Source organism: Streptomyces sp. 796.1, assembly GCF_047525675.1.
Lineage (GTDB): Bacteria > Actinomycetota > Actinomycetes > Streptomycetales > Streptomycetaceae > Streptomyces.
On the sequence record NZ_JBLIWA010000008.1, the window covers coordinates 25,345 to 47,505 of the forward strand.

Consider the following 22,161-nt stretch of genomic DNA (forward strand, 5'->3'; position numbering starts at 1 on the left):
CCGACCCGCTGGCCGGACACATCGTGATCCATGTGCGAACACATGTGGTCAAGAGGGAGCGCGGGGAGGGCAGCCTCGGTCGCGCCGCCATGCAAGAGGAGCCTGCCATTACCGCCATCCGTAAGTCCCTGGTCGCTGTCGGCTGCACCGTGGCGCTCGCAGCCGGTTCCACCGCCTGCGGTAGCGAGGAGAACCTCTCCGCTGGTCAGCGCCTTTCGCGCGCCACCGACCAGCTCGGTGAGCGGGACTCGATCTCCGTGCAGATGTCCATCGACGCGGCGCCCGAGCACCTCCAGGTGCTGGCCGACGACAAGGACGATCCGATGCCGCTGGAGGCGGCCGAGTTCCTGTCGAAGGCGCAGGTGACGTTCTCCACACGGTCCAAGAAGCCGCTGGAGTCCTCGTCCGAGGCCGATGTGACGGCCAGCCAGCTCAAGATATCGGGGCCGGGCGGGGACGTCGCCGAGTACCGGCTCGTGGGCGATACGGCCTATTACCGGATGAACCTGGCGCAGTTCGCCAAGCTCTCCGGCGAGCCCGCGCCCTCCGTCGACGAGTTGAAGGGGCAGCTCCCGGAGGGTTTCGAGGCCGCCGAGGCGATCCTGGCCGGCAAGTGGATCAAGATCGACATGGCCGACATCAAGGCGCTTCAGCGCGACATGGGCGAACTCGCCGACGAGGAGTCCGGCGCCGAGAAGCCCAGCAGCGACCCCACGCTCAGCGCGGAGACCAGCAAGAAGCTGGTGACGTCGCTGAAGAACGCGTTCGCCGGGCAGGTCGTCACCGAGAAGGCCGGGAGCAAGGACGGCGCGGACCTCGTGCGCGCCACCGCATCGGTGCAGCCGCTGGTGACGGCGCTGGTCAACGCGGTGCGCCCGATCGCCAAGGAGCTGCCGGGCGGGGCGAAGGAACTCCCCACCGCGAAGGACATCAAGGAGCTCCCGAACAACAAGGTCACCGTCGACTTCGCGCTCAAGAAGGGCGAGCTCAGCGGCGCGACGGTGGACCTGGTGCAGTTGGACGAGAAGCTGAAGGCGAAGCTGGCGGCCAAGGGCGGCGACAAGCTGCCGTTGCAGTTGGCGTTCGACGAGCCCACCGACGTCGGCGCCCCGGCCGGCGCCACGAAGGTCGACGTCAACGACCTGATGATGGGCCTCGGTTCGCTCTTCTCCGACGGCTTCGGCGCGGACGCGCTGGACGGCGGTCCCGACGCGTCCGACAGCCTCTTCGGCGACGAGGCCGACGCCAGCGACGTGGGCTTGAGCCTCGACTCCAACGGCTGACCCGGGCCGGTCCGAGACCGGTTCACGATCGTCTGCTGACCGGTCCGCGTCCCCTCGCCGACCGGTCAGCGACCACCTTCCGACCGCTCACGACCGCTCCCGCCTGGCGTCCCCCTGGCTCGCCCTTCCGCCGACCACGGCCACAACCGGGGCGGGCCGGCCGGCGCGTACGGAACAAGGCCCACGGGAGCAGGGGCAGGGCCCACAGGAGTACGGCCCCGTACGCCCGTCGGGAGCAGACCCCACGGGCGTACGGCCCCACGGGAGTAGGGAAGCAAGCCCCGCGGGCGTACGGCCCCACCGACGTACGCCCGGAGCATTCCGGCGCAGAGCACCCCCCGCGGGGCGGCGGACTGCTCAAGCACGCGGCGGCTGGCGGCCTTCGCCCTGGTCGGGGCGGGCCTGGCGGGGCAGGTCGAGCGCGACGACCGCCGCCGAATCGCAGTACTCGCGGACCGCGCTGGTGCGCGCCACCACGCGGCCCCGGTGCACCACCACCCGGCTGTAGGCGAGCGAGAGCGCGCCGGCCACGCTCTCCCCGCGTACGGCGAGCAACTCCGCGGGGAACCCCGCCTCCACCCGAACGGCCGGCAGTCCCATGGCGGCCCGGGCCCGGTCGCTGACCGCCCCGTACGCCTCCTGCGGCGTCAGGCCCTCCCGGGAGGCGAGCAGGAACGCGGCCTCCAGCGGATCGCCGCGGCCCACCGGGTTCGCGGTGTCGCGGAGCGTGCCGCTGCCTGCGGCGACCCGTACGCCCGCGGCGCGCAGCAGGCGTACCGGAGCGCACGGTGAGACGGGCGAGCGCCGTTCCTCCAGCGCGCCGCACTCCGCCTGTGGCAGACAGCACACCGTGATGTCGGCGGCGGCCAACTGGTCGGCCGCGCGCAGGGCGAGCTGGCGCGGCAACTGCGTGAGCCCGCCGCACGGGCCGAGCGTGACCCCGGGCCGTAGCCCACCGGCCATCGCCGCGAACCGGGCGAGCAGCGCCGGGTCGTCGCCGTCCAGGTGCAGGTCGACGGGGAGGCCGTGTTCGGCGGCGAGCCCGAGTACGGCCTCGACGTGGCCGGTCGGGTCGGGGTCCAGGTCGGGGCAGCCGCCGACCACGGACGCGCCCATCTTCACCGCGTCCCGCAGCATCGCGAGCCCGTCGGCGCCGGCGATCCCGGTCAGCGTCCGCGGCATGGCGACCGCGAAGACGTCGATCAGCCCGTTCAGGGCCCGGCGCGCGTGCAGCACGGCCTCCAGCGGGGCGAGCCCCGTCACGTCGCCGATCTGCACGTGGGTGCGGAGCGCGGTCGCGCCGTGGCCGAGTTGCAGCAGCGCGGCCTCGGTGGTGCGGCGCTGGATGTCGTCGGGGGCGTACGCGGCGGGCCCGTCGGCCTCCGCGGTGAGGGCCGTGTTCGCGTGGCCGTGCGGCTCGACGGGGGCCGGCAGCAGCAGATAGCCGCTGAGGTCCACGCGGGTGCCGGGGGCGAGGCTGCCCGCGGTGCCCACCGCGTCGACGCGACCGCCACTGAGCCGCACGTCGACGGTGCGCCCGTCCGCGAGCCTGGCACCGCTGAGCAGCAGCGCGGAGGCGTCGGACGTGGCGCCATCGGGTCTGGGGGGCTGCGGCTGGCTATCGGGCATCGCGCTCCTGAAGTGGCGAGAAGTGCGGCCGGGGGAGGGGCCGTGACCTGCGGTGTTCTTCGGCCGACCGGTCGTGGGGCGGGTGGCGTCCGAAGGGGTGGGGGCGGAGGGTCCAGGGGGCGGTTCCGGGTGACGGCCCGGGTGGGGGCCGGACGGGCGACGGGGCGTGCGCGGGCGCGCAAAGGCGCGCTGCGCCAAGATCACTCGGCGCGCTTCGAGCCTAGGGCGCGGTCGGGACGGCTTCGAGGAGGAGCCGAATAGTCGTACCGGTGTGGTGCCGGGGGACGTGCGCCGGCCGGCCACGGGGCGACCCGTCTGGCGGGGCGATACGGATTTCACGATCGGCGGCAGAGCGTGTAATGTCTTCATCGCTCGCCCCAATAGCTCAGTCGGCAGAGCGTCTCCATGGTAAGGAGAAGGTCTACGGTTCGATTCCGTATTGGGGCTCTGATGTGTGAGGTTACCTATCTGGTTCGCCAGATAGGTGCCCCTCGCATCACAGCGGTGTAGCTCAGTCGGTAGAGCAAGCGGCTCATAATCGCTGTGTCACCGGTTCAAGTCCGGTCACCGCTACTGACAGTAGCCGATTGTGGGGTCGGTCCTTCGATCGGCTACTCTTTTATGCGTTCATCCACCCGCCCCCTCGGACCGACTCCTTGGGGCGGCCCCACGTTCAAGGAGCACTCACGTGGCTGCCACCGACGTCCGCCCGAAGATCACGCTGGCCTGCGTGGAGTGCAAGGAGCGGAACTACATCACCAAGAAGAACCGGCGTAACAACCCGGACCGTCTTGAGATGAAGAAGCACTGCCCGCGCTGCAACTCGCACACCGCGCACCGCGAGACGCGATAATTTCAGGCTCGTTCACGAGGCCGCTCCCAGCCTGGGGGCGGCCTCGTGGCGTTCTTCCGCAAGATCACGACCGTCTAGGAGGTGCGAGCGATGCCGCTCGACGAGGGCTACGTCGGACGGACCTATCCGCCCACCGAACCGTATGAAGTGGGCCGCGAGAAGATCCGTGAGTTCGCCGAGGCGATCGGGGAGACCAACGGGATCTACACCGACCCCGAGGTGGCCCGGGCCCATGGATACCGGGACGTGGTCGCCCCGCCGACTTTTGTGTTCTCCCTCTCCTACCGTGCCGCGCATCAGGTCACGCACGATCCGCAGCTCGGCCTGGACTACAACCGCGTCGTCCATGGCGATCAGGGCTTCAGTTATGTCCGCCCGGTCCTGGCGGGGGACTGGCTATCGGTCACTTCCACCATTGAGTCGGTCCGAACCATGGCAGGTAACGACATCCTCGTCGTGCGCGGAGACGTGCACGATAAGGGTGGCGAACTCGTGGTGACCGCGCGCACGATGCTCGTGGCCCGTGGCGCTGACGGGAAGTGAGACAGATGACAGCGAAGATTGCGTACGACGACGTCGAGGTCGGCACCGAACTGCCCGCCCAGTCCTTTCCGGTGACCCGCGAGACTCTGGTGCGGTACGCGGGCGCCTCCGGCGACTTCAATCCGATCCACTGGAATGAGAAGTTCGCCAAGGAGGTCGGACTGCCGGATGTGATTGCACACGGCATGTTCACCATGGCGGTGGCCATTCGCGTGGTGACCGACTGGGTGGGTGACCCGGCAGCGATCGCCGAGTACGGAGTGCGGTTCACCAAGCCCGTCGTCGTACCGAACGACGAAAAGGGCGCCTTGATCGAGGTGAGCGCCAAGGTCAGCGCCAAGCTGGACGACGAGGCCCGTACGGTGCGCGTCGACCTCACCGCGGTCAGCAACGAACTGAAGGTGCTCGGCCGCTCCCGCGCCGTGGTGCGGCTGGCCTGAGCCGGCCGCAGGCCGGGCCCGCCGTACCGTGGCGCCCGGCCGCGCCGCAGGTCAACCGCGCAACCCGCCCCCGACCGCGCCTGGTTCCACCAGCGCCCGGCCGGGGGCGTCGTGCTGTGCCGGCGGACCCGCCGGCGTCCGTACGGCAGCCGGCGGGGGTGGTGCGCCGGGGTGGCCGCGGACGCCTTGACGCGTAAGTTATTGAGTAATAACTTAGCCCGCATGGCGCACTCCACACCCCGGATGAGTGCGGACGAGCGACGTGCGGTCGCCGTTCGCGTGGCGATGTCGGAGTTCGCCAAGGGTGGGTACAGCGGCACGTCGACCGAGGCCATCGCGCGGCGGGTCGGGGTTTCCCAGCCGTATCTCTTCCGGCTCTTCCCCAACAAGAAGGCGCTCTTCCAGGCCGCCGCCGAACTCTGCTTCCAGCGAACCACGGACGCCCTCGTGCGCGCCGCGGAGGGGCTGCGCGGGGGAGAAGCGCTGGAGGCGATGGGCGAGGCCTACTCCAAGCTGATCGTCGACCGCGAGTTGCTGCTGATGCAGATGCAGCTCTACGTGACGGCCGGCGGCACGGACGACGAGGCGATCGTCACGTACGTACGGCAGGGCTGGATGGACCTGTGGGAGGTCGTCCGGGGGCTGAGCGGCGCGTCAGAGGAGGAGCTTGAGCAGTTCTTCTCGCGCGGCATGCTCATCAACGTGCTGGTCGCGCTGGGTGTGCCGGGTGACAACCAGTGCTGGGCGACGTTCGACGAGTACAGCAAGGCCGCCGCCACGGCCGCGGCGGAAGCGGCGCCGGACGGTCCGCCGGACGCCGCCGGCGAAGGTCCGGGTGGACCCGGTGTCGGGTGAGGGCGCTACGGGTCGAATGGCCGGATAGGGGGCGGGCGCCGCGTCGCCCGTGGGGCGTCGCGGTGGGGTTGGTGGCCACGTGCCGGGGCGTGCCCGGGCGTTGGCGGGATGGCGCGCTGGCGGCTGCGTGCGGCGTGTTTTTTTGACCCAGAAACTTAGTGAGTAATAACTAATTTAGGAGGCGCTATGCAGACCGAACGGCCCGGCAGCCGGGCCACCGCCGTCTGGACCCTGATCATCACCAGCATCGCCGGCTTCATGGCGGCGCTGGACAACCTCATCGTCACCACCGCCATCCCGGACATCGGCAAGGACCTCGGCGGCGGGCTCGAAGAGCTGGAATGGACCGTCAACGCGTACACGCTGAGCTTCGCCGTGCTGCTCATGCTGGGTGCGGCGCTCGGTGACCGCTTCGGGCGTCGGCGCATGTTCCTCGTCGGCATCGCCCTGTTCACCGCGTCCTCCGCGGCGGCTGCGCTCTCCCCGGAGAGCGGCGCCCTGATCGCCGCGCGCGCCGCCCAGGGGGTCGGGGCCGCGCTGCTGATGCCGCTCAGCCTGACCCTGCTGGCCGGCGCGGTGCCGCCGGAGCGGCGCGGCATGGCGTACGGCATCTGGGGCGCGGTCAACGGGCTCGCGGTCGCCGCCGGGCCGCTGATCGGCGGCGCCGTGGTGGAGCACATGTCCTGGCAGTGGATCTTCTGGCTGAACGTGCCGGTCGGCGTCCTGCTGCTGCCGCTGTCCCGGCTGCGGCTGGCGGAGAGTCGCGGCCCGGCCGACCGGCTCGACGTCGTCGGCACCGTGCTGGCCAGCCTCGGCCTGCTGGGCGTGGTCTTCGCGCTGATCCAGGGCAACATCGACGGCTGGAGCAGCGTCCCCGTACTGGCCGGGTTCGGGCTCGGCGCGGCCCTCCTCGTGGCGTTCGTCCGGTGGGAACTGCACACCGACGCCCCGATGCTGCCCATGCGGCTCTTCCGCTCCCGGATGTTCAGCCTGGTCAACGCGGCGGGGCTGCTGATGTACCTCGGCATGTTCGGCTCGATCTTCCTGCTCACCCAGTTCCTCCAGCTCATCCAGGGTTATTCGCCGCTGGAGGCCGGGGTGCGGATGCTGCCGTGGACGGCGATGCCGATGCTCGTCGCGCCGCTGGCCGGCGCCCTCGCGGACCGGATCGACGGGCGGTACATCGTCGCGACCGGCCTGGTGCTGATGGCGATCGGCCTCGGCTGGCAGGCCGCGATCGCCGCGCCCGATGTCGGGTACGCGGCCCAGGTGCCGGCCTTCGCCGTCAGCGGCGCCGGCATGGCGCTGTTCTTCGCGCCGGTCGCGGCCCTGGTGATGAACTCCGTACGCCCCACCGAACAGGGCATCGCCTCCGGCGCCAGCAACGCGCTCCGCGAGACCGGTGGCACGATCGGCGTGGCCCTGCTGGCCTCGGTCTTCAGCGCCCGCGGCGGGTACGGCTCGCCCAAGGAGTTCACCGACGGGCTGACCCCCGCCCTGTGGGTCGGCACGGGCGCACTGGCCGTGGCGGCACTCCTGGTGCTCCTGGCGCCGCGCCCCCGCCCGGCGCGGGCGGTGGGGGACGAGGATGCGGCGGTGGCGGGTGCGGTGGCCGACACCTCGGTGATCAGCGGGGGAGCCGTCGGGACCGGTGACGTGCGGCCGACCGCCGGGAGCGGGCCGGGGGCCGGGGCGGAGCCGGCCCGGTCCTCCGCCCGGCGCTGAGGGGAGGGGCTGCCGGAGCGCCGGCGGGTCGTACGGGCCGGTGGGCGCGCGGGTCCGGTGGGCGTACGGGGCGGGGGCGGTGGTGGACCTCGTACGGCGGGGCGGGTGCGGGGGCGGTCGGGGGCGAGCCGGGTGCGGCCCCGGGGCGAGCCCGGGCGGTCAGCCTCGATCCGCGCCGTGGGCCCGCGCCGGGCGTCGGCTGTCGGAGGGGTTCCGTACGCTTGAGCGCGTGCAGGAACTCCATGACGCCCCCCTCGCCCCGCTGACCACCTTCCGGCTCGGTGGGCCGGCCGCCCGGTTGACCACGGCCACCACCGACGACGAGGTGATAGCCGCCGTGCGCGCGGCCGACGACGCCGGCACGCCGCTGCTGCTCGTCGGCGGCGGCAGCAACCTGGTCATCTCCGACAAGGGCTTCGACGGCACCGCGCTGCGCATCGCCACCACCGGCTTCGTGCTCGACGCAGCGGGCCCCGACGGCCGCCCCACGCTGGAGCTGGCGGCCGGCGAGAACTGGTCCGAGGCCGTGGCGCGCACGGTCGAGGCCGGTTTCGCCGGGATCGAGTGCCTGGCCGGCATCCCCGGCTCGGCCGGCGCCACCCCGATCCAGAACGTGGGGGCGTACGGGCAGGAGGTCTCCACCACCATCACCGAGGTGGTGGCGTACGACCGGCAGAGCGGCGACGTGGTCACGATTCCGAACGCGGAGTGTGGTTTCGCCTACCGGCACAGCCGCTTCAAGCAGGAGCCCGACCGGCACGTGGTGCTGCGGGTGCGGTTCGCCCTGGAGGACGCGGACGGGCTCTCGGCGCCGCTGAAGTACGCGGAGACGGCGCGGTCGCTCGGCGTGCAGCCGGGCGACCGGGTGCCGGTGGGCACCGCGCGCGAGACGGTGCTGCGGCTGCGCGCCGGCAAGGGGATGGTGCTCGACCCCGAGGACCACGACACCTGGTCGGCCGGCTCGTTCTTCACCAACCCGATCCTCACCGCGGCCGAGCACACCGCGTTCCTGGCCCGGGTCGCGGAGCGGCTCGGCCCGGACGTGGCGCCGCCGGCCTACCCCGCGGGCGAGGGGCTGACCAAGACGTCGGCGGCCTGGCTGATCGACCGGGCCGGCTTCACCAAGGGGTACGGGCAGGGCGCGGCCCGCATCTCCACCAAGCACACGCTGGCCCTGACCAACCGGGGCGCGGCCACCACCGACGACCTGCTGGCCCTGGCCCGCGAGGTGGTGGACGGGGTGCGTGCAGCCTTCGGCATCACGCTGGTCAACGAGCCGGTGATGGTCGGCGTGGAGCTGTAGGGCGGCTCGCGCGGCCGGCCGCCGGTCCGTACGGGGGCAGGGGCGGGCTGCCGGTGGGCGGCCACCCGACGACGGGCGGGCGCGGTGGCTAGTAGTTCGCCACGCCCACCGCCCGCCGCACCGCCGTGCGCTCGTCCAGCAGCGTCAGCATGGCGTGCGCCAGGTCGGCGCGGGAGATGCTGCGGGCGTTCGGCACGTTGGCGCCGATCGCCGTGCGGTAGTGGCCGGTGAGGGGCCCGTCGAGCAGCCGCGGCGGGCGGAGCACGGTCCAGTCGGTGGATGAGGCGGCGATGACGCGTTCCATGGCGGCCAGGTCCGCGTAGATCTTCCGAAAAGCGGTTCTGATCAGCGGAAACACCAGCTTCCTGCCGAGTAGGTCCTCACCCGGCGGGATCTCGCCGACCGGCGCCGCGCTGATCGCGACGAAGCGCCGTACGCGGCTGGCCGCCATGGCCTCCAGGATGCCGCGGGTGGCGGCCGACGCGATGCCCGCCTGCTTGTTGGTCGGTGCGCCGACGGCCGAGAGCACCGCGTCCCGGTCGGCGACGGCGGACCGCAGGGCCGCCGCGTCGGTGAGGTCGGTCGCGGTGATCACCAGTAGGTCGGGGTGGGCCACCGTGAGCCGGGCCGGGTCCCGGACCACCGCCGTGACCTCGTGTCCCGCCTGCACCGCCTGCTGCACCAGGTGACCGCCGGTGCCGCCGGTCGCCCCGAAGACTGTGAGTCGCATGGCCTTCCCTCCAGAGGTGGGTAAGTATTCACTCACCACTAGGGTGAGTATTCGCTCACCGCTACGTCAAGTCATGCCGGACCCGGCCCGTCGATCTTCGGCGCGGCCACGTCACCAGGGAGCCTCGCCATGCAGCCCACCCGGGCCCGGATTCTGGAAGCCGCCGAACGGCTGCTGCGCACCATCGGGCTGGCCCGCACCACCACCAAGGAGATCGCCCGCGCCGCCGGCTGCTCCGAGGCCGCCCTCTACAAGCACTTCCGCAACAAGGAGGACATCTTCGTCCACGTGCTGGAGGAGCGGTTGCCGAGGCTCGGACCCCTGCTGGCCGAACTGACCGAGCATCCGCAGGAGCGCGACGTCGTCGACAACCTGGCCGAAATCGTACGGAGGGCAGCCGAGTTCTACGCCTCCAGCGTCCCGATCGTCGCGGCCCTGTACGCGGAGCCGACCCTGCTCCAGCGCCACAACGAGGGGCTGCGGGAGATCGACGCCGGCCCGCGCCGCCCGCTGGAGGGCCTGGCCGCGTACCTGAGGACCGAACGCGCCGCCGGCCGCATCCGCCCCGACGCCGACTGCGACAGCGCCGCCGCCCTCCTCATCGGCGCCTGCTGCCAGCGCGCCTTCCTGCTCAGCACGGACGAGAACGAGCCACCGCTGGAGGAGTTCGCCGCGGACCTCGCCCGCTGCGTCCTCCGCGGCCTGAGCTGACCCGTCCGCGCCGACCGCCCCGCGCTACGCCCCCGCCGCCAGCCAGCCGTCGATCTCGGTGATCAGCGCGTCGCGGACCTGCGGCGGGGCCGCCGAGCCGCGGACCGACTGGCGGGCCAGCTCGGCCAGTTCCGGATCGGTGAACCCGTGCACCTCGCGCGCCAGCTCGTACTGGGCGGCGAGCCGTGACCCGAAGAGCAGCGGGTCGTCCGCGCCCAGCGCCATCGGCACCCCCGCGTCGAACAGCGCCCGCAGCGGCACGTCGGCGGCCTTCTCGTACACCCCGAGCGCCACGTTGGACGACGGGCACACCTCGCAGGTCACCTGCCGGTCCGCCAGCCGGCGCAGCAGCCGCGGGTCCTCGGCGGCCCGTACGCCGTGCCCGACCCGGGCCGCGTACAGGTCGTCCAGGCAGTCGCGCACGCTGCTCGGGCCGGCCAGTTCGCCACCGTGCGGCGCGGCCAGCAGACCGCCCTCGCGGGCGATGGCGAACGCCCGGTCGAAGTCGCGCGCGAAGCCGCGCCGTTCGTCGTTGGACAGCCCGAACCCGACCACGCCCCGGTCCGCGTACCGCACCGCGAGCCGGGCCAGCGTGCGGGCGTCCAGCGGGTGCTTCATCCGGTTGGCGGCCACCAACACCCGGATGTTCAGGCCGGTGTCCCGGCTCGCCGCGTCCACCGCGTCCAAGATGATCTCCAGCGCGGGGATGAGCCCCCCGAGCCGGGGCGCGTACGAGGTCGGGTCGACCTGGATCTCCAACCACCGCGAGCCGTCCCGCACGTCCTCCTCGGCGGCCTCGCGCACCAGTCGTTGCAGGTCCTCGGGGGCGCGCAGGCAGGAACGGGCGATGTCGTACAGCCGCTGGAAGCGGAACCAGCCACGCTCGTCGGTCGCCCGCAGCTTGGGCGGCTCGCCGCTGCTGAGCGCCTCCGGGAGGTGTACGCCGTACTTGTCGGCCAGCTCAAGCAGCGTGTCCGTGCGCATCGAGCCGGTGAAGTGCAGGTGCAGATGGGCCTTGGGCAACAGCCGTAGGTCCCGTCCGGGTGCGTCGGCGGTGCGCCCGCCGGGAGAAGTGAGGGCGGGGAAGTGCAACATCCCCAGATTTTGCCGCATGGCGCGACGCGCCCGGAACCCACTTTCACCGATCGGATGGGCGGCCCGTACACGCGAACGGACGCCCGGCACACGCCGGACGCCCGTTTCGACCAGGCCGCCGCAGGGCCAGGACCCGCCGTCAGCGGGCCTCGGCCAGCAGCTTCTGGATCCGCGCCACGCCCTCGACCAGGTCTTCGTCGCCCAGCGCGTAGGACAGCCGCAGGTACCCCGGGGTGCCGAACGCCTCGCCGGGCACCACCGCGACCTCGACCTCCTCCAGGATCAGCCCGGCCAGCTCCACCGACGTGGCGGGCCGCTTGCCGCGGATCTCCTTGCCGAGCAGCGCCTTGACCGAGGGGTACGCGTAGAACGCGCCCTCGGGCTCGGGGCACTCCACGCCCTCGATCTCGTTCAGCATGCGCACGATCGTCTTGCGCCGCCGGTCGAACGCCTCCCGCATCGCGGCGACCGCGTCCAACTCCCCGGACACCGCCGTCAGCGCCGCCCGCTGGGCCACGTTGGAGACGTTGGAGGTGGCGTGCGACTGGAGGTTGGTCGCGGCCTTGATGACGTCCTTGGGGCCGATCACCCAGCCCACCCGCCAGCCGGTCATCGCGTACGTCTTGGCCACGCCGTTGACCACGATGCACTTGTCACGCAGCTCCGGCACGACCACCGGCAGCGAGGAGAACTCGGCGTCGCCGTAGACCAGGTGCTCGTAGATCTCGTCCGTCAGCACCCACAGCCCGTGCTCGACGGCCCAGCGGCCGATCGCCTCGACCTGCTCGCGCGGGTAGACCGCACCGGTCGGGTTCGACGGCGAGACGAAGAGCACGACCTTGGTCCGCTCGGTGCGGGCGGCCTCAAGCTGCTCGACCGAGACCCGGTAGCCGGTCGTCTCGTCCGCGACCACCGGCACCGGCACGCCGCCGGCCAGCCGGATCGACTCCGGGTAGGTCGTCCAGTACGGGGCGGGGACGATGACCTCGTCGCCCGGGTCCAGGATCGCGGCGAACGCCTCGTAGATCGCCTGCTTGCCGCCGTTGGTGACCAGCACCTGGGCCGCCTCGATCTCGTACCCCGAGTCGCGCAGCGTCTTCGCGGCGATGGCGGCCTTCAGCTCGGGCAACCCGCCGGCCGGGGTGTAGCGGTGGTTCTTCGGGTCGCGGCAGGCCTCCACCGCGGCCTCGACGATGTAGTCGGGCGTCGGGAAGTCCGGCTCGCCCGCACCGAACCCGATCACCGGACGGCCGGCGGCCTTCAGCGCCTTGGCCTTGGCGTCCACGGCGAGCGTGGCGGACTCGGAAATCGACCCGACGCGGGCCGAGACCCGGCGGTCGGTGGGAGCGGTCTCTTGCGGAGTAGCAGCGGTCATGTCTGCATCGTCGCAGACCGGCCGGGAAGGCGGCACGGCGGTTTGGCAGGCCGTTGCGTTTGCCGAACGTTCGACGGGGGGCCGTTGAGCACGTACACTCATGCGTCGTCGGGTCCCAACAACCGCATCCGTCCACGCACTCCGTGGAACCGGCCGGATGCTGTACGTTGGGGGCCACAAAGGGTCGTAGCTCAATTGGTAGAGCACTGGTCTCCAAAACCAGCGGTTGGGGGTTCAAGTCCCTCCGGCCCTGCTACACACATCCAGCACGTACGGGTGTGTGCATGCGTAAGTAACTCAAATGCACCGCTGTGCGGCCGGACCGGACGCGGCACGGCCACGACCCGGATTCAGGTGAGGACGAGTGACGGAAGCCCTTGGCTCCACCGCAACGCCTGAAAGCGGTCGTCCAGAAGACGATGAGGCCGCCAAGAAGGGCCGCCGTGGCGGTAAGCGCGGGAAGAAGGGGCCGTTCGGCCGCCTCGCGCTCTTCTACCGCCAGGTGGTCGCGGAGCTCCGCAAGGTCGTCTGGCCTTCGCGCAATCAGCTCTCGACGTACACCACCGTAGTGATCGTCTTCGTCGTCATCATGATCGGTCTTGTTACCGTGATTGACTACGGGTTCAACGAAGCCGTCAAGTACATCTTCAGCTGATCCCGCGTAGGGCTCCGTGCACCCGCGCGGCGCCCCTATCGCACGTTCCACCCCTCTTGATAGCCAGGAAGAAGCAGCCACCGTGTCTGACCCGAACCTGAACGAAGCCATCGAGCCCCGCGAGGGCGAAGAGGCTGCGGCGACGGCCGACCCGGCGGCTGCTCCGGCCGACGCGGACGCCGCGGCGGCTGCCGCCGAAGCCGAGGGCGTGACCGAGGACGACACGGCCGAGGGCGGGGACGGGGCGGCGGAGGAAGCCGACGCCGACGACGCGACGGACGGCGAGGAGTCCGAGGGCGCGGAAGCGACGGACGACGCCGAAGCCGCTGACGAAGCGGATGAAGCGGCCGAGGACGCCGAAGAAGAGGTCGCCGTGGACCCGGTCGAGGCGCTGCGCGAGGAACTGCGCACGCTGCCCGGCGAGTGGTACGTGATCCACACCTACGCGGGTTACGAGAACCGCGTGAAGACCAACCTCGAACAGCGCGCCGTCTCGCTCAACGTCGAGGACTACATCTTCCAGGCCGAGGTGCCGCAGGAAGAGGTCGTCCAGATCAAGAACGGCGACCGCCGCACCGTCCGGCAGAACAAGCTCCCCGGCTACGTGCTGGTCCGCATGGACCTGACGAACGAGTCCTGGGGCGTGGTGCGCAACACCCCCGGCGTCACCGGCTTCGTGGGCAACGCCTACGACCCGTACCCGCTGACCCTGGACGAGATCGTCAAGATGCTCGCCCCGGAGGCCGAGGAGGCAGCCGCCAAGGCCGCCGCGGCCGAGGCCGGCGTCCCGGCGCCGAGCCGCAAGGTCGAGGTCCAGGTGCTCGACTTCGAGGTGGGCGACTCGGTCACCGTCACCGACGGCCCGTTCGCGACGCTCCAGGCGACGATCAACGAGATCAACGCCGACTCGAAGAAGGTCAAGGGCCTCGTCGAGATCTTCGGTCGCGAGACGCCGGTCGAGCTCAGCTTCGACCAGATCCAGAAGAACTGACCCCTTCGGGTCACACCAGCCACTGCCGAGCAGGTCGGACCGGCTCCCCCAGGCCCCCGAGCGGGGCCGCGGGCAGCCGTCTGACCTGCTCGGTTTTTGGCCGCATAGCTATACCCGTTATCGTTGTGCGGTATGCCTCCATCCGGAGCACCGGATGGGTGGGCGAAAACCTCTCACTTAGACCCGGAGAGAGCACATGCCTCCCAAGAAGAAGAAGGTCACGGGGCTGATCAAGCTCCAGATCCAGGCCGGTGCCGCCAACCCGGCTCCGCCGGTCGGCCCCGCGCTGGGTCAGCACGGCGTCAACATCATGGAGTTCTGCAAGGCCTACAACGCCGCGACCGAGTCGCAGCGTGGCATGGTCGTGCCGGTGGAGATCACGGTCTACGAAGACCGCTCCTTCACCTTCATCACCAAGACTCCGCCGGCCGCCAAGCTGATCCTCAAGGCCGCGGGCGTGGACAAGGGCTCCGGCGAGCCGCACAAGACCAAGGTCGCCAAGATCACCCGCGACCAGGTCCGCGACATCGCCACCACCAAGATGCCCGACCTGAACGCCAACGACCTCGACGCCGCCGAGAAGATCATCGCGGGCACCGCCCGTTCGATGGGCATCACGGTCGAGGGCTGATCACCTCCACGTCCCCGGGGCCACGGCCCCTCTGTGGCAGGGCCAGGCGCTGGCCCGGACCACGACTCCAACCCTGACTCGCGGCGGCAGCCGCGGGTGTGACTCTCAGGAGCAGCAGTGAAGCGCAGCAAGGCTCTCCGCGGCGCGGACGAGAAGATCGACCGGGAGCGGCTGTACGCCCCGCTTGAGGCCGTCCGTCTCGCCAAGGACACCGCCAGCACCACCAAGTTCGACGCGACCGTCGAGGTTGCCATGCGACTGGGCGTTGACCCGCGCAAGGCCGACCAGATGGTCCGCGGCACCGTGAACCTGCCGCACGGCACCGGCAAGACCGCCCGGGTCCTGGTCTTCGCGACCGGTGACCGTGCTGCTGCCGCGGAGGCCGCGGGCGCCGACATCGTCGGCTCCGACGAACTGATCGACGAGGTCTCCAAGGGCCGTCTCGACTTCGACGCCGTCGTCGCGACCCCGGACCTCATGGGCAAGGTCGGCCGCCTCGGCCGCGTGCTCGGCCCGCGTGGTCTGATGCCGAACCCGAAGACCGGCACCGTCACCCCCGACGTCGCCAAGGCCGTCACCGAGATCAAGGGCGGCAAGATCGAGTTCCGCGTCGACAAGCACTCGAACCTGCACTTCATCATCGGCAAGGTGTCGTTCGGTGAGCAGCAGCTCGTCGAGAACTACGCCGCGGCGCTGGAGGAGATCCTCCGTCTGAAGCCGTCCGCCGCGAAGGGCCGGTACATCAAGAAGGCCGCGGTGACCACCACCATGGGCCCGAGCATCCCGCTCGACTCGAACCGCACCCGCAACCTCCTCACCGAGGAAGACGCCGTCTGATCCGCTAGTCGGCAGCGCGTACGCACCCGAGCCCCGCATCTCCACCTTCGTGGAGATGCGGGGCTCACGCATTGCGGTCTCCCGTGGCTCGGCTACCCTCCTAAAGGAAGTAAACGTGGGTTAAAGAGGGGGACTTGTGCGTAATTCTCGGATGGCAGCACGGCTGGGTACCCGCGCCGCCGCAGCGGTGGGTGGGCTGGCGTTGCTGGCGGGCCTGACCGCGTGCGGCAGCGACTCGGGCGACGAGGGTGCCAAGAAGCCGATCGGCAAGGTCGACGAGGCCCCCAAGAACGCGATAGCCGCGCTCCAACTGGCCTCGCAGAGCACCACCAAGCAGCACTCCGCCAAGGTCGACGGCACCACGGTCATGGCGGGCGCGACGTCCACCATGAAGGGGAGCATGGACTGGTCGAACGGCATGCGCGCCTCGATGACCCTCACCCAGTCCGGCGCCGCGGCCGAGCAGCAGGGCGTGAGCGGCCAGCCCCGCGAGGCCCTGTACACGCCCGACGCGATGTACATGAACCTCGGCGACCAGCTCGCCAAGGCCCCGCAGGCCGCCGGCAAGCACTGGCTGAAGTACGACTACGCCACGCTCGCCGAGCAGGCGGGCCCCGCCGGCAAGTTCCTCAAGGACCAGATGCAGAACACGGACCCGGCGCGCGCCGTGCAGGTCCTCATCGCCACCGGCAAGGTGCGCGAGGTCGGTAAGGAGGACGTACGGGGCACGAAGACCACCCACTACACGGGCGTGGTCAACGTCTCGGAGCTCGCCGAGATGCAGTCCGAGGAGCTGTCCAAGGAAGACCTGGCCGGGCTCCAGGAGCAGCTTGAGCAGGCCGGTACGGAGACCGAGACCATCGACCTGTGGATCGACGGGGACAACCTGCTGGTCAAGAAGCGCGAGCAGGCGCAGAGCAGTAACGGCACCTTCGATGCGACGGTCTTCTACACCGACTACGGCACCCCGGTCACGGTCGAGCTGCCGGACGCTTCGGACACCGCGGACTTCGCGGACGTCATGCAGCAGTAGGGACCACCGGGGATCCGGGCCAGGCCCCAGGAGGCACCGAGCGAGCGCCGGAGAAGCGCAGCGGGCACGTCCGGGAGTCCGGATTTGCCCGGTCGCGATGCCTTCACGTACTCTTCCACAGAAGCCAAAGACCGCTGGTCGTCACGGTGTCCTGCAAAGGACGCGGTGACCGAAGGATTCCGCTAGCTGCGGACGGCCCGCGCAGGTGACTGTGGATGAGTTCCCGGATTCCTTCCGGTTGAGCTACGCCCCGTGCGCCTGCGCCGGGGCGTTTCGTTTTGCCCAGTCTCCTTCCTTCAGCCAGTTCGGTCCGATCACCCGGAAGGAGGCCGAGGCTCATGGCGAGGCCCGACAAGGCTGCCGCGGTTGCCGAGCTGACGGACAAGTTCCGTAGCTCCAACGCCGCAGTGGTCACGGCGTACACCGGTCTGAGCGTTGCGCAGCTCAAGGAGCTGCGGCGCGCTCTCGGTGAGAACGCCCAGTACAGCGTGGCGAAGAACACGCTGACCAAGATCGCGGCCAACGAGGCCGGGATCAGCTCGCTCGACGACCTGTTCACGGGTTCGACGGCGATCGCCTTCGTCACCGGTGACCCGGTGGAGTCGGCGAAGGGTCTGCGTGACTTCGCCAAGGAGAACCCGCACCTCGTCATCAAGGGCGGCGTCCTTGACGGGAAGCCGCTCTCCGCAGAAGAGATCAGCAAGCTTGCGGAACTTGAGTCCCGCGAGGTTCTGCTCGCCAAGCTGGCGGGCGCCATGAAGGGCAAGCAGTCCCAGGCTGCCGCGCTCTTCCAGGCGCTTCCCTCGAAGTTCGTCCGCACCGCGGAGGCGCTTCGTGCCAAGCAGGCCGAGCAGGGCGGTGCCGAGTAATTCGGCTCACGCATTGACCGCCGCCTAGGGCGACGGTCGCAGCGGGCCCGTCTACGGAGCAATGCCGTCAGGCACACGCCCGCCGACATGTACATCCGGCACCAGCCGAATTAGTGGAAGGACCGCCATCATGGCGAAGCTCAGCCAGGAAGACCTGCTCGCCCAGTTCGAGGACATGACCCTCATCGAGCTCGCCGGCTTCGTGAAGGCCTTCGAGGAGAAGTTCGACGTCACCGCTGCCGCCCCGGCCGCCGTCGTCGCCGCCGGTGCCGCTGGTGGCGCCGCCGCCGAGGCCGTCGAGGAGAAGGACGAGTTCGACGTCATCCTCACCGGCGCCGGCGACAAGAAGATCCAGGTCATCAAGGTCGTGCGTGAGCTGACCTCGCTGGGTCTGAAGGAGGCCAAGGACCTCGTCGACGGCACCCCGAAGCCGGTTCTTGAGAAGGTCAACAAGGAGGCCGCGGACAAGGCCAAGGAGTCCCTTGAGGGCGCCGGCGCCTCCGTCGAGGTCAAGTAAGACCTCCCTCCGCGCGCTCCGGCGCGTGGCTTGAGTCGCTGACTCGATCGTTTCCAGGGCGATCACCCATGTGGGTGGTCGCCCTGGCGCGTTCGGGCACGGGGTACGGTGTCTTGTCGATCGCTTGTCGGTACCTGCGGGTATGGTGATCTTCGGTTGCTCCACCGGTGTGGCTGTGATGATCTCGGCGCCCGGGTGGCTCTTGACGAACGGCACGAGGCGCGCAATTCTCAGGACGCGAGGTCAGGCCGGGCGCAGATTCGGTCTCCGTGCCGAGGCATGGAACGAGCGCGAAGCGGGAAGCCTTGCCGCAGGCGTTGGAAGACGGCGTGGGATGACAACGAGGGGGAGACCCCTCCCGGAGGGAGAGGTTGGCACTGCCAGTCTCCGGATATCCGCTCTGGACATCAGTGGGCCAAGTGGCTACACTGACCCTTTGCGCTGCCGTTTAGCTGCTCCCTGCCCGTCACCAGGGGCATGCCCGCACGTGAGTACGCCGATCGAAACACCCTGACCAGGGCTTTTCCTCTGTGTGCTCCGTAGGGGACCGGTATGCGCGTAGTGAGTCCGAGCCCTCGGAAGGACCCCCTCTTGGCCGCCTCGCGCAACGCCTCGACTGCCAATATGAACACCGGCGACAGCACTGCCCCGCTGCGCATCTCATTTGCGAAGATCAAGGAACCCCTCGGGGTCCCGAACCTCCTCGCGCTGCAGACCGAAAGCTTCGACTGGCTGCTCGGAAATGCCGCCTGGAAGGCTCGCGTCGAGGCCGCGTTGGAGAGTGGGCAGGACGTTCCCACCAAGTCCGGTCTGGAGGAGATCTTCGAGGAGATCTCCCCGATCGAGGACTTCTCCGGGTCGATGTCGCTCACGTTCCGCGACCACCGCTTCGAGCCGCCGAAGAACTCCATCGACGAGTGCAAGGAGCGCGACTTCACGTACGCCGCGCCGCTCTTCGTCACCGCGGAGTTCACCAACAACGAGACCGGTGAGATCAAGTCTCAGACGGTCTTCATGGGCGACTTCCCGCTCATGACGAACAAGGGCACCTTCTGCATCAACGGCACCGAGCGTGTCGTCGTCTCGCAGCTGGTCCGCTCGCCGGGCGTCTACTTCGACAGCATGATCGACAAGACCTCCGACAAGGACATCTTCACCGCCAAGATCATCCCGTCCCGGGGTGCCTGGCTGGAGATGGAGGTCGACAAGCGCGACATGGTCGGCGTGCGCATCGACCGCAAGCGCAAGCAGTCCGTCACCGTACTCCTGAAGGCGCTCGGCTGGACCACCGAGCAGATCCTGGAGGAGTTCGGCGAGTACGAGTCCATGCGCGCCACCCTGGAGAAGGACCACACCCAGGGGCAGGACGACGCGCTGCTCGACATCTACCGCAAGCTGCGTCCGGGCGAGCCGCCCACGCGCGAGGCCGCGCAGACGCTCCTTGAGAACCTGTACTTCAACCCCAAGCGCTACGACCTCGCCAAGGTCGGCCGCTACAAGGTCAACAAGAAGCTCGGCGCCGACCAGCCGCTGGACGCCGGCGTGCTCACCACCGACGACGTCATCGCGACGATCAGGTACCTGGTCAAGCTGCACGCGGGCGAGACCGAGACGCTGGGCGAGAACGGCAACTCGATCGTCGTCGAGACCGACGACATCGACCACTTCGGCAACCGTCGTCTGCGCAACGTCGGCGAGCTCATCCAGAACCAGGTCCGCACGGGTCTGGCGCGGATGGAGCGCGTCGTGCGCGAGCGCATGACCACCCAGGACGTCGAGGCGATCACGCCGCAGACCCTGATCAACATCCGGCCGGTCGTCGCCTCCATCAAGGAGTTCTTCGGCACCAGCCAGCTCTCCCAGTTCATGGACCAGACGAACCCGCTGTCGGGCCTGACCCACAAGCGTCGTCTGTCGGCGCTCGGCCCCGGTGGTCTCTCCCGTGAGCGGGCCGGCTTCGAGGTCCGTGACGTGCACCCGTCGCACTACGGCCGGATGTGCCCGATCGAGACGCCGGAAGGCCCGAACATCGGTCTGATCGGCTCGCTCGCCTCGTACGGCCGGGTCAACGCCTTCGGCTTCGTCGAGACCCCGTACCGCAAGGTCACCGGCGGCCAGGTCACCGACGAGGTGGACTACCTGACCGCCGACGAGGAAGACCGCTTCGTCATCGCGCAGGCCAACGCGCCGCTCACCGACGAGCTGCGGTTCGCCGAGTCCCGCGTGCTGGTGCGCCGCCGTGGCGGCGAGGTCGACTACATCCCGGGCGAAGAAGTCGACTACATGGACGTCTCGCCGCGCCAGATGGTGTCGGTCGCGACCGCCATGATCCCCTTCCTTGAGCACGACGACGCCAACCGCGCGCTCATGGGCTCCAACATGATGCGCCAGGCCGTGCCGCTGATTAAGGCGGAGGCGCCGCTGGTCGGCACCGGCATGGAGTACCGCTGTGCGGTGGACGCCGGCGACGTCATCAAGGCCGAGAAGGACGGTGTCGTCCAGGAGGTCTCCGCCGACTACGTGACGGTGGCCAACGACGACGGCACGTACACCACCTACCGGGTGGCCAAGTTCTCCCGCTCCAACCAGGGCACCTCCTTCAACCAGAAGGTCGTCGTGGACGAGGGCGCGCGCGTGATCACCGGTCAGGTGCTCGCCGACGGTCCGTCCACCGACGAGGGTGAGATGGCGCTCGGCAAGAACCTCCTGGTGGCGTTCATGCCGTGGGAGGGCCACAACTACGAGGACGCGATCATCCTCAGCCAGCGGCTGGTGCAGGACGACGTCCTCTCCTCGATCCACATCGAGGAGCACGAGGTCGACGCGCGGGACACCAAGCTCGGCCCCGAGGAGATCACCCGGGACATCCCGAACGTCTCCGAAGAGGTGCTGGCCGACCTCGACGAGCGCGGCATCATCCGCATCGGTGCCGAGGTCGTCGCGGGCGACATCCTGGTCGGCAAGGTGACCCCCAAGGGTGAGACCGAGCTGACCCCCGAGGAGCGGCTGCTGCGCGCGATCTTCGGTGAGAAGGCCCGTGAGGTGCGTGACACCTCGCTGAAGGTGCCGCACGGCGAGATCGGCAAGGTCATCGGCGTCCGCGTCTTCGACCGCGAGGAGGGCGACGAGCTGCCGCCCGGCGTCAACCAGCTCGTCCGCGTCTACGTCGCCCAGAAGCGCAAGATCACCGACGGTGACAAGCTCGCCGGCCGACACGGCAACAAGGGCGTCATCTCGAAGATCCTGCCGGTCGAGGACATGCCGTTCATGGAGGACGGCACCCCGGTCGACATCATCCTCAACCCGCTCGGCGTGCCCTCCCGAATGAACCCGGGACAGGTCCTGGAGATCCACCTGGGCTGGCTGGCCTCGCAGGGCTGGAAGGTCGACGGCGACGAGGACTGGATGCGCCGCCTCCAGGCGATCGGCGCGGACGACGTGGCCTCCGGCACCAACGTCGCCACCCCGGTCTTCGACGGCGCCCGCGAGGACGAGATCGCCGGTCTCTTCGAGGCCGCGATCCCGAACCGGGACGGCGAGCGGATGGTCCAGCCGTCCGGCAAGGCGCGGCTCTTCGACGGCCGCTCCGGCGAGCCGTTCCCGGACCCGATCTCGGTCGGCTACATGTACATCCTCAAGCTGCACCACCTGGTGGACGACAAGCTGCACGCCCGCTCCACCGGCCCGTACAGCATGATCACCCAGCAGCCGCTGGGTGGTAAGGCTCAGTTCGGTGGCCAGCGCTTCGGTGAGATGGAGGTGTGGGCGCTGGAGGCTTACGGCGCCGCGTACGCCCTCCAGGAGCTGCTGACCATCAAGTCCGACGACGTCACCGGTCGCGTGAAGGTCTACGAGGCCATCGTCAAGGGCGAGAACATCCCGGAGCCCGGCATCCCGGAGTCCTTCAAGGTGCTCATCAAGGAGATGCAGTCCCTGTGCCTCAATGTGGAGGTGCTGTCCTCGGACGGCATGTCCATCGAGATGCGTGACACTGACGAAGATGTCTTCCGCGCGGCGGAGGAGCTCGGAATCGACCTGTCCCGGCGCGAGCCGAGCAGCGTCGAAGAGGTCTGACGGGCCTGACCG

At 69.9% G+C, this 22,161-nt stretch carries 20 protein-coding genes and 3 tRNA genes; 19 read left to right on the forward strand and 4 right to left on the reverse strand.

Annotated features, from left to right (window positions below):
- The first annotated feature begins 89 nt into the window (after positions 1–89).
- Positions 90–1,283, forward strand: coding sequence for a hypothetical protein (locus ACMA1D_RS07565; RefSeq protein WP_414723103.1), 1,194 nt, complete (start codon positions 90–92; stop codon positions 1,281–1,283).
- 357 nt (positions 1,284–1,640) lie between these two features.
- On the opposite strand, the gene ACMA1D_RS07570 is transcribed toward ACMA1D_RS07565, so the two are convergent.
- A complete protein-coding gene (locus ACMA1D_RS07570) occupies positions 1,641–2,912 on the reverse strand; it encodes an amidohydrolase family protein (protein WP_414723104.1) in 1,272 nt (423 codons plus the stop codon).
- 374 nt (positions 2,913–3,286) lie between these two features.
- Here ACMA1D_RS07570 and ACMA1D_RS07575 point away from each other — a divergent pair.
- The 8 genes from ACMA1D_RS07575 to ACMA1D_RS07610 all read left to right on the forward strand — a co-directional run bounded on the left by ACMA1D_RS07575 (position 3,287) and on the right by ACMA1D_RS07610 (position 8,631).
- Positions 3,287–3,359 (forward strand) — tRNA-Thr (locus ACMA1D_RS07575).
- Between the two features lie 53 nt (positions 3,360–3,412).
- Positions 3,413–3,485, forward strand: a tRNA-Met gene (locus tag ACMA1D_RS07580).
- Between the two features lie 115 nt (positions 3,486–3,600).
- Complete coding sequence (gene rpmG / locus ACMA1D_RS07585; RefSeq protein WP_003956487.1) at positions 3,601–3,765, forward strand: 50S ribosomal protein L33; 165 nt, start codon at positions 3,601–3,603, stop codon at positions 3,763–3,765.
- 90 nt (positions 3,766–3,855) lie between these two features.
- Complete coding sequence (locus ACMA1D_RS07590) at positions 3,856–4,308, forward strand: MaoC family dehydratase N-terminal domain-containing protein (protein WP_414723105.1); 453 nt, start codon at positions 3,856–3,858, stop codon at positions 4,306–4,308.
- A 5-nt stretch (positions 4,309–4,313) separates the two neighbouring features.
- Positions 4,314–4,748, forward strand: a complete 435-nt coding sequence (locus ACMA1D_RS07595) for a MaoC family dehydratase (protein ID WP_349993741.1) — start codon at positions 4,314–4,316, stop codon at positions 4,746–4,748.
- A gap of 222 nt (positions 4,749–4,970) precedes the next feature.
- Positions 4,971–5,603, forward strand: coding sequence for a TetR/AcrR family transcriptional regulator (locus tag ACMA1D_RS07600; protein WP_414723106.1), 633 nt, complete (start codon positions 4,971–4,973; stop codon positions 5,601–5,603).
- 186 nt (positions 5,604–5,789) lie between these two features.
- Positions 5,790–7,328, forward strand: coding sequence for a DHA2 family efflux MFS transporter permease subunit (locus ACMA1D_RS07605; protein ID WP_414723107.1), 1,539 nt, complete (start codon positions 5,790–5,792; stop codon positions 7,326–7,328).
- Positions 7,329–7,557: 229 nt separating this feature from the next.
- Positions 7,558–8,631, forward strand: coding sequence for a UDP-N-acetylmuramate dehydrogenase (locus tag ACMA1D_RS07610; protein ID WP_414723108.1), 1,074 nt, complete (start codon positions 7,558–7,560; stop codon positions 8,629–8,631).
- 88 nt (positions 8,632–8,719) lie between these two features.
- Here ACMA1D_RS07610 and ACMA1D_RS07615 read toward each other — a convergent pair whose 3' ends face one another.
- Entirely contained in the window at positions 8,720–9,361 is a 642-nt protein-coding gene (locus ACMA1D_RS07615; RefSeq protein WP_414723109.1) for an NAD(P)-dependent oxidoreductase, read from the reverse strand.
- A gap of 129 nt (positions 9,362–9,490) precedes the next feature.
- On the opposite strand from ACMA1D_RS07615, the gene ACMA1D_RS07620 reads away from it, so the two are divergent.
- A complete protein-coding gene (locus tag ACMA1D_RS07620; protein ID WP_414723110.1) occupies positions 9,491–10,072 on the forward strand; it encodes a TetR/AcrR family transcriptional regulator in 582 nt (193 codons plus the stop codon).
- A 24-nt stretch (positions 10,073–10,096) separates the two neighbouring features.
- Here ACMA1D_RS07620 and ACMA1D_RS07625 read toward each other — a convergent pair whose 3' ends face one another.
- Both ACMA1D_RS07625 and ACMA1D_RS07630 read right to left on the reverse strand, forming a co-directional pair.
- Positions 10,097–11,167 (reverse strand): adenosine deaminase, encoded by a 1,071-nt coding sequence (locus tag ACMA1D_RS07625; RefSeq protein ID WP_414723111.1) that lies wholly within the window; start codon positions 11,165–11,167, stop codon positions 10,097–10,099.
- A gap of 139 nt (positions 11,168–11,306) precedes the next feature.
- Positions 11,307–12,542: a pyridoxal phosphate-dependent aminotransferase gene (locus ACMA1D_RS07630; protein WP_414723112.1), complete on the reverse strand. Its 1,236-nt coding sequence runs from the start codon at positions 12,540–12,542 to the stop codon at positions 11,307–11,309.
- A 180-nt stretch (positions 12,543–12,722) separates the two neighbouring features.
- Between ACMA1D_RS07630 and ACMA1D_RS07635 the strand changes: the two genes are divergently transcribed.
- The 9 genes from ACMA1D_RS07635 (at position 12,723) to rpoB (ending at position 22,149) form a co-directional block, all read left to right on the forward strand.
- Positions 12,723–12,795: transfer RNA gene (locus tag ACMA1D_RS07635), tRNA-Trp, on the forward strand.
- A 111-nt stretch (positions 12,796–12,906) separates the two neighbouring features.
- A complete protein-coding gene (gene secE / locus ACMA1D_RS07640) occupies positions 12,907–13,197 on the forward strand; it encodes a preprotein translocase subunit SecE (protein WP_414723113.1) in 291 nt (96 codons plus the stop codon).
- 82 nt (positions 13,198–13,279) lie between these two features.
- Positions 13,280–14,188 (forward strand): transcription termination/antitermination protein NusG, encoded by a 909-nt coding sequence (nusG, locus tag ACMA1D_RS07645; RefSeq protein WP_414723114.1) that lies wholly within the window; start codon positions 13,280–13,282, stop codon positions 14,186–14,188.
- A gap of 196 nt (positions 14,189–14,384) precedes the next feature.
- Positions 14,385–14,819, forward strand: a complete 435-nt coding sequence (gene rplK, locus ACMA1D_RS07650; RefSeq protein ID WP_055471151.1) for a 50S ribosomal protein L11 — start codon at positions 14,385–14,387, stop codon at positions 14,817–14,819.
- A 117-nt stretch (positions 14,820–14,936) separates the two neighbouring features.
- Positions 14,937–15,656: a 50S ribosomal protein L1 gene (gene rplA / locus ACMA1D_RS07655; RefSeq protein WP_414723115.1), complete on the forward strand. Its 720-nt coding sequence runs from the start codon at positions 14,937–14,939 to the stop codon at positions 15,654–15,656.
- Positions 15,657–15,807: 151 nt separating this feature from the next.
- Complete coding sequence (locus tag ACMA1D_RS07660; protein ID WP_414723116.1) at positions 15,808–16,689, forward strand: hypothetical protein; 882 nt, start codon at positions 15,808–15,810, stop codon at positions 16,687–16,689.
- A 338-nt stretch (positions 16,690–17,027) separates the two neighbouring features.
- Entirely contained in the window at positions 17,028–17,558 is a 531-nt protein-coding gene (rplJ, locus tag ACMA1D_RS07665; protein ID WP_414723117.1) for a 50S ribosomal protein L10, read from the forward strand.
- 130 nt (positions 17,559–17,688) lie between these two features.
- Positions 17,689–18,075 carry a 50S ribosomal protein L7/L12 gene (gene rplL / locus ACMA1D_RS07670; RefSeq protein WP_349992207.1) on the forward strand — a complete coding sequence of 129 codons (387 nt, stop codon included), beginning with the start codon at positions 17,689–17,691 and terminating at the stop codon, positions 18,073–18,075.
- Positions 18,076–18,666: 591 nt separating this feature from the next.
- Positions 18,667–22,149, forward strand: a complete 3,483-nt coding sequence (gene rpoB, locus ACMA1D_RS07675) for a DNA-directed RNA polymerase subunit beta (protein WP_414723118.1) — start codon at positions 18,667–18,669, stop codon at positions 22,147–22,149.
- Positions 22,150–22,161 lie beyond the last annotated feature (12 nt).

Coding starts and splice junctions, on each gene's coding strand:
- ACMA1D_RS07625 (WP_414723111.1), bottom strand. CDS start 11,167: ATGTTGCACTTCCCCGCCCTCACTTCTCCCGGCGGGCGCACCGCCGAC.
- rplJ (WP_414723117.1), top strand. CDS start 17,028: ATGGCGAGGCCCGACAAGGCTGCCGCGGTTGCCGAGCTGACGGACAAG.
- rplK (WP_055471151.1), top strand. CDS start 14,385: ATGCCTCCCAAGAAGAAGAAGGTCACGGGGCTGATCAAGCTCCAGATC.
- ACMA1D_RS07590 (WP_414723105.1), top strand. CDS start 3,856: ATGCCGCTCGACGAGGGCTACGTCGGACGGACCTATCCGCCCACCGAA.
- ACMA1D_RS07630 (WP_414723112.1), bottom strand. CDS start 12,542: ATGACCGCTGCTACTCCGCAAGAGACCGCTCCCACCGACCGCCGGGTC.
- ACMA1D_RS07565 (WP_414723103.1), top strand. CDS start 90: ATGCAAGAGGAGCCTGCCATTACCGCCATCCGTAAGTCCCTGGTCGCT.
- ACMA1D_RS07600 (WP_414723106.1), top strand. CDS start 4,971: ATGGCGCACTCCACACCCCGGATGAGTGCGGACGAGCGACGTGCGGTC.
- ACMA1D_RS07620 (WP_414723110.1), top strand. CDS start 9,491: ATGCAGCCCACCCGGGCCCGGATTCTGGAAGCCGCCGAACGGCTGCTG.
- rplL (WP_349992207.1), top strand. CDS start 17,689: ATGGCGAAGCTCAGCCAGGAAGACCTGCTCGCCCAGTTCGAGGACATG.
- ACMA1D_RS07660 (WP_414723116.1), top strand. CDS start 15,808: ATGGCAGCACGGCTGGGTACCCGCGCCGCCGCAGCGGTGGGTGGGCTG.
- ACMA1D_RS07570 (WP_414723104.1), bottom strand. CDS start 2,912: ATGCCCGATAGCCAGCCGCAGCCCCCCAGACCCGATGGCGCCACGTCC.
- ACMA1D_RS07605 (WP_414723107.1), top strand. CDS start 5,790: ATGCAGACCGAACGGCCCGGCAGCCGGGCCACCGCCGTCTGGACCCTG.
- ACMA1D_RS07595 (WP_349993741.1), top strand. CDS start 4,314: ATGACAGCGAAGATTGCGTACGACGACGTCGAGGTCGGCACCGAACTG.
- ACMA1D_RS07615 (WP_414723109.1), bottom strand. CDS start 9,361: ATGCGACTCACAGTCTTCGGGGCGACCGGCGGCACCGGCGGTCACCTG.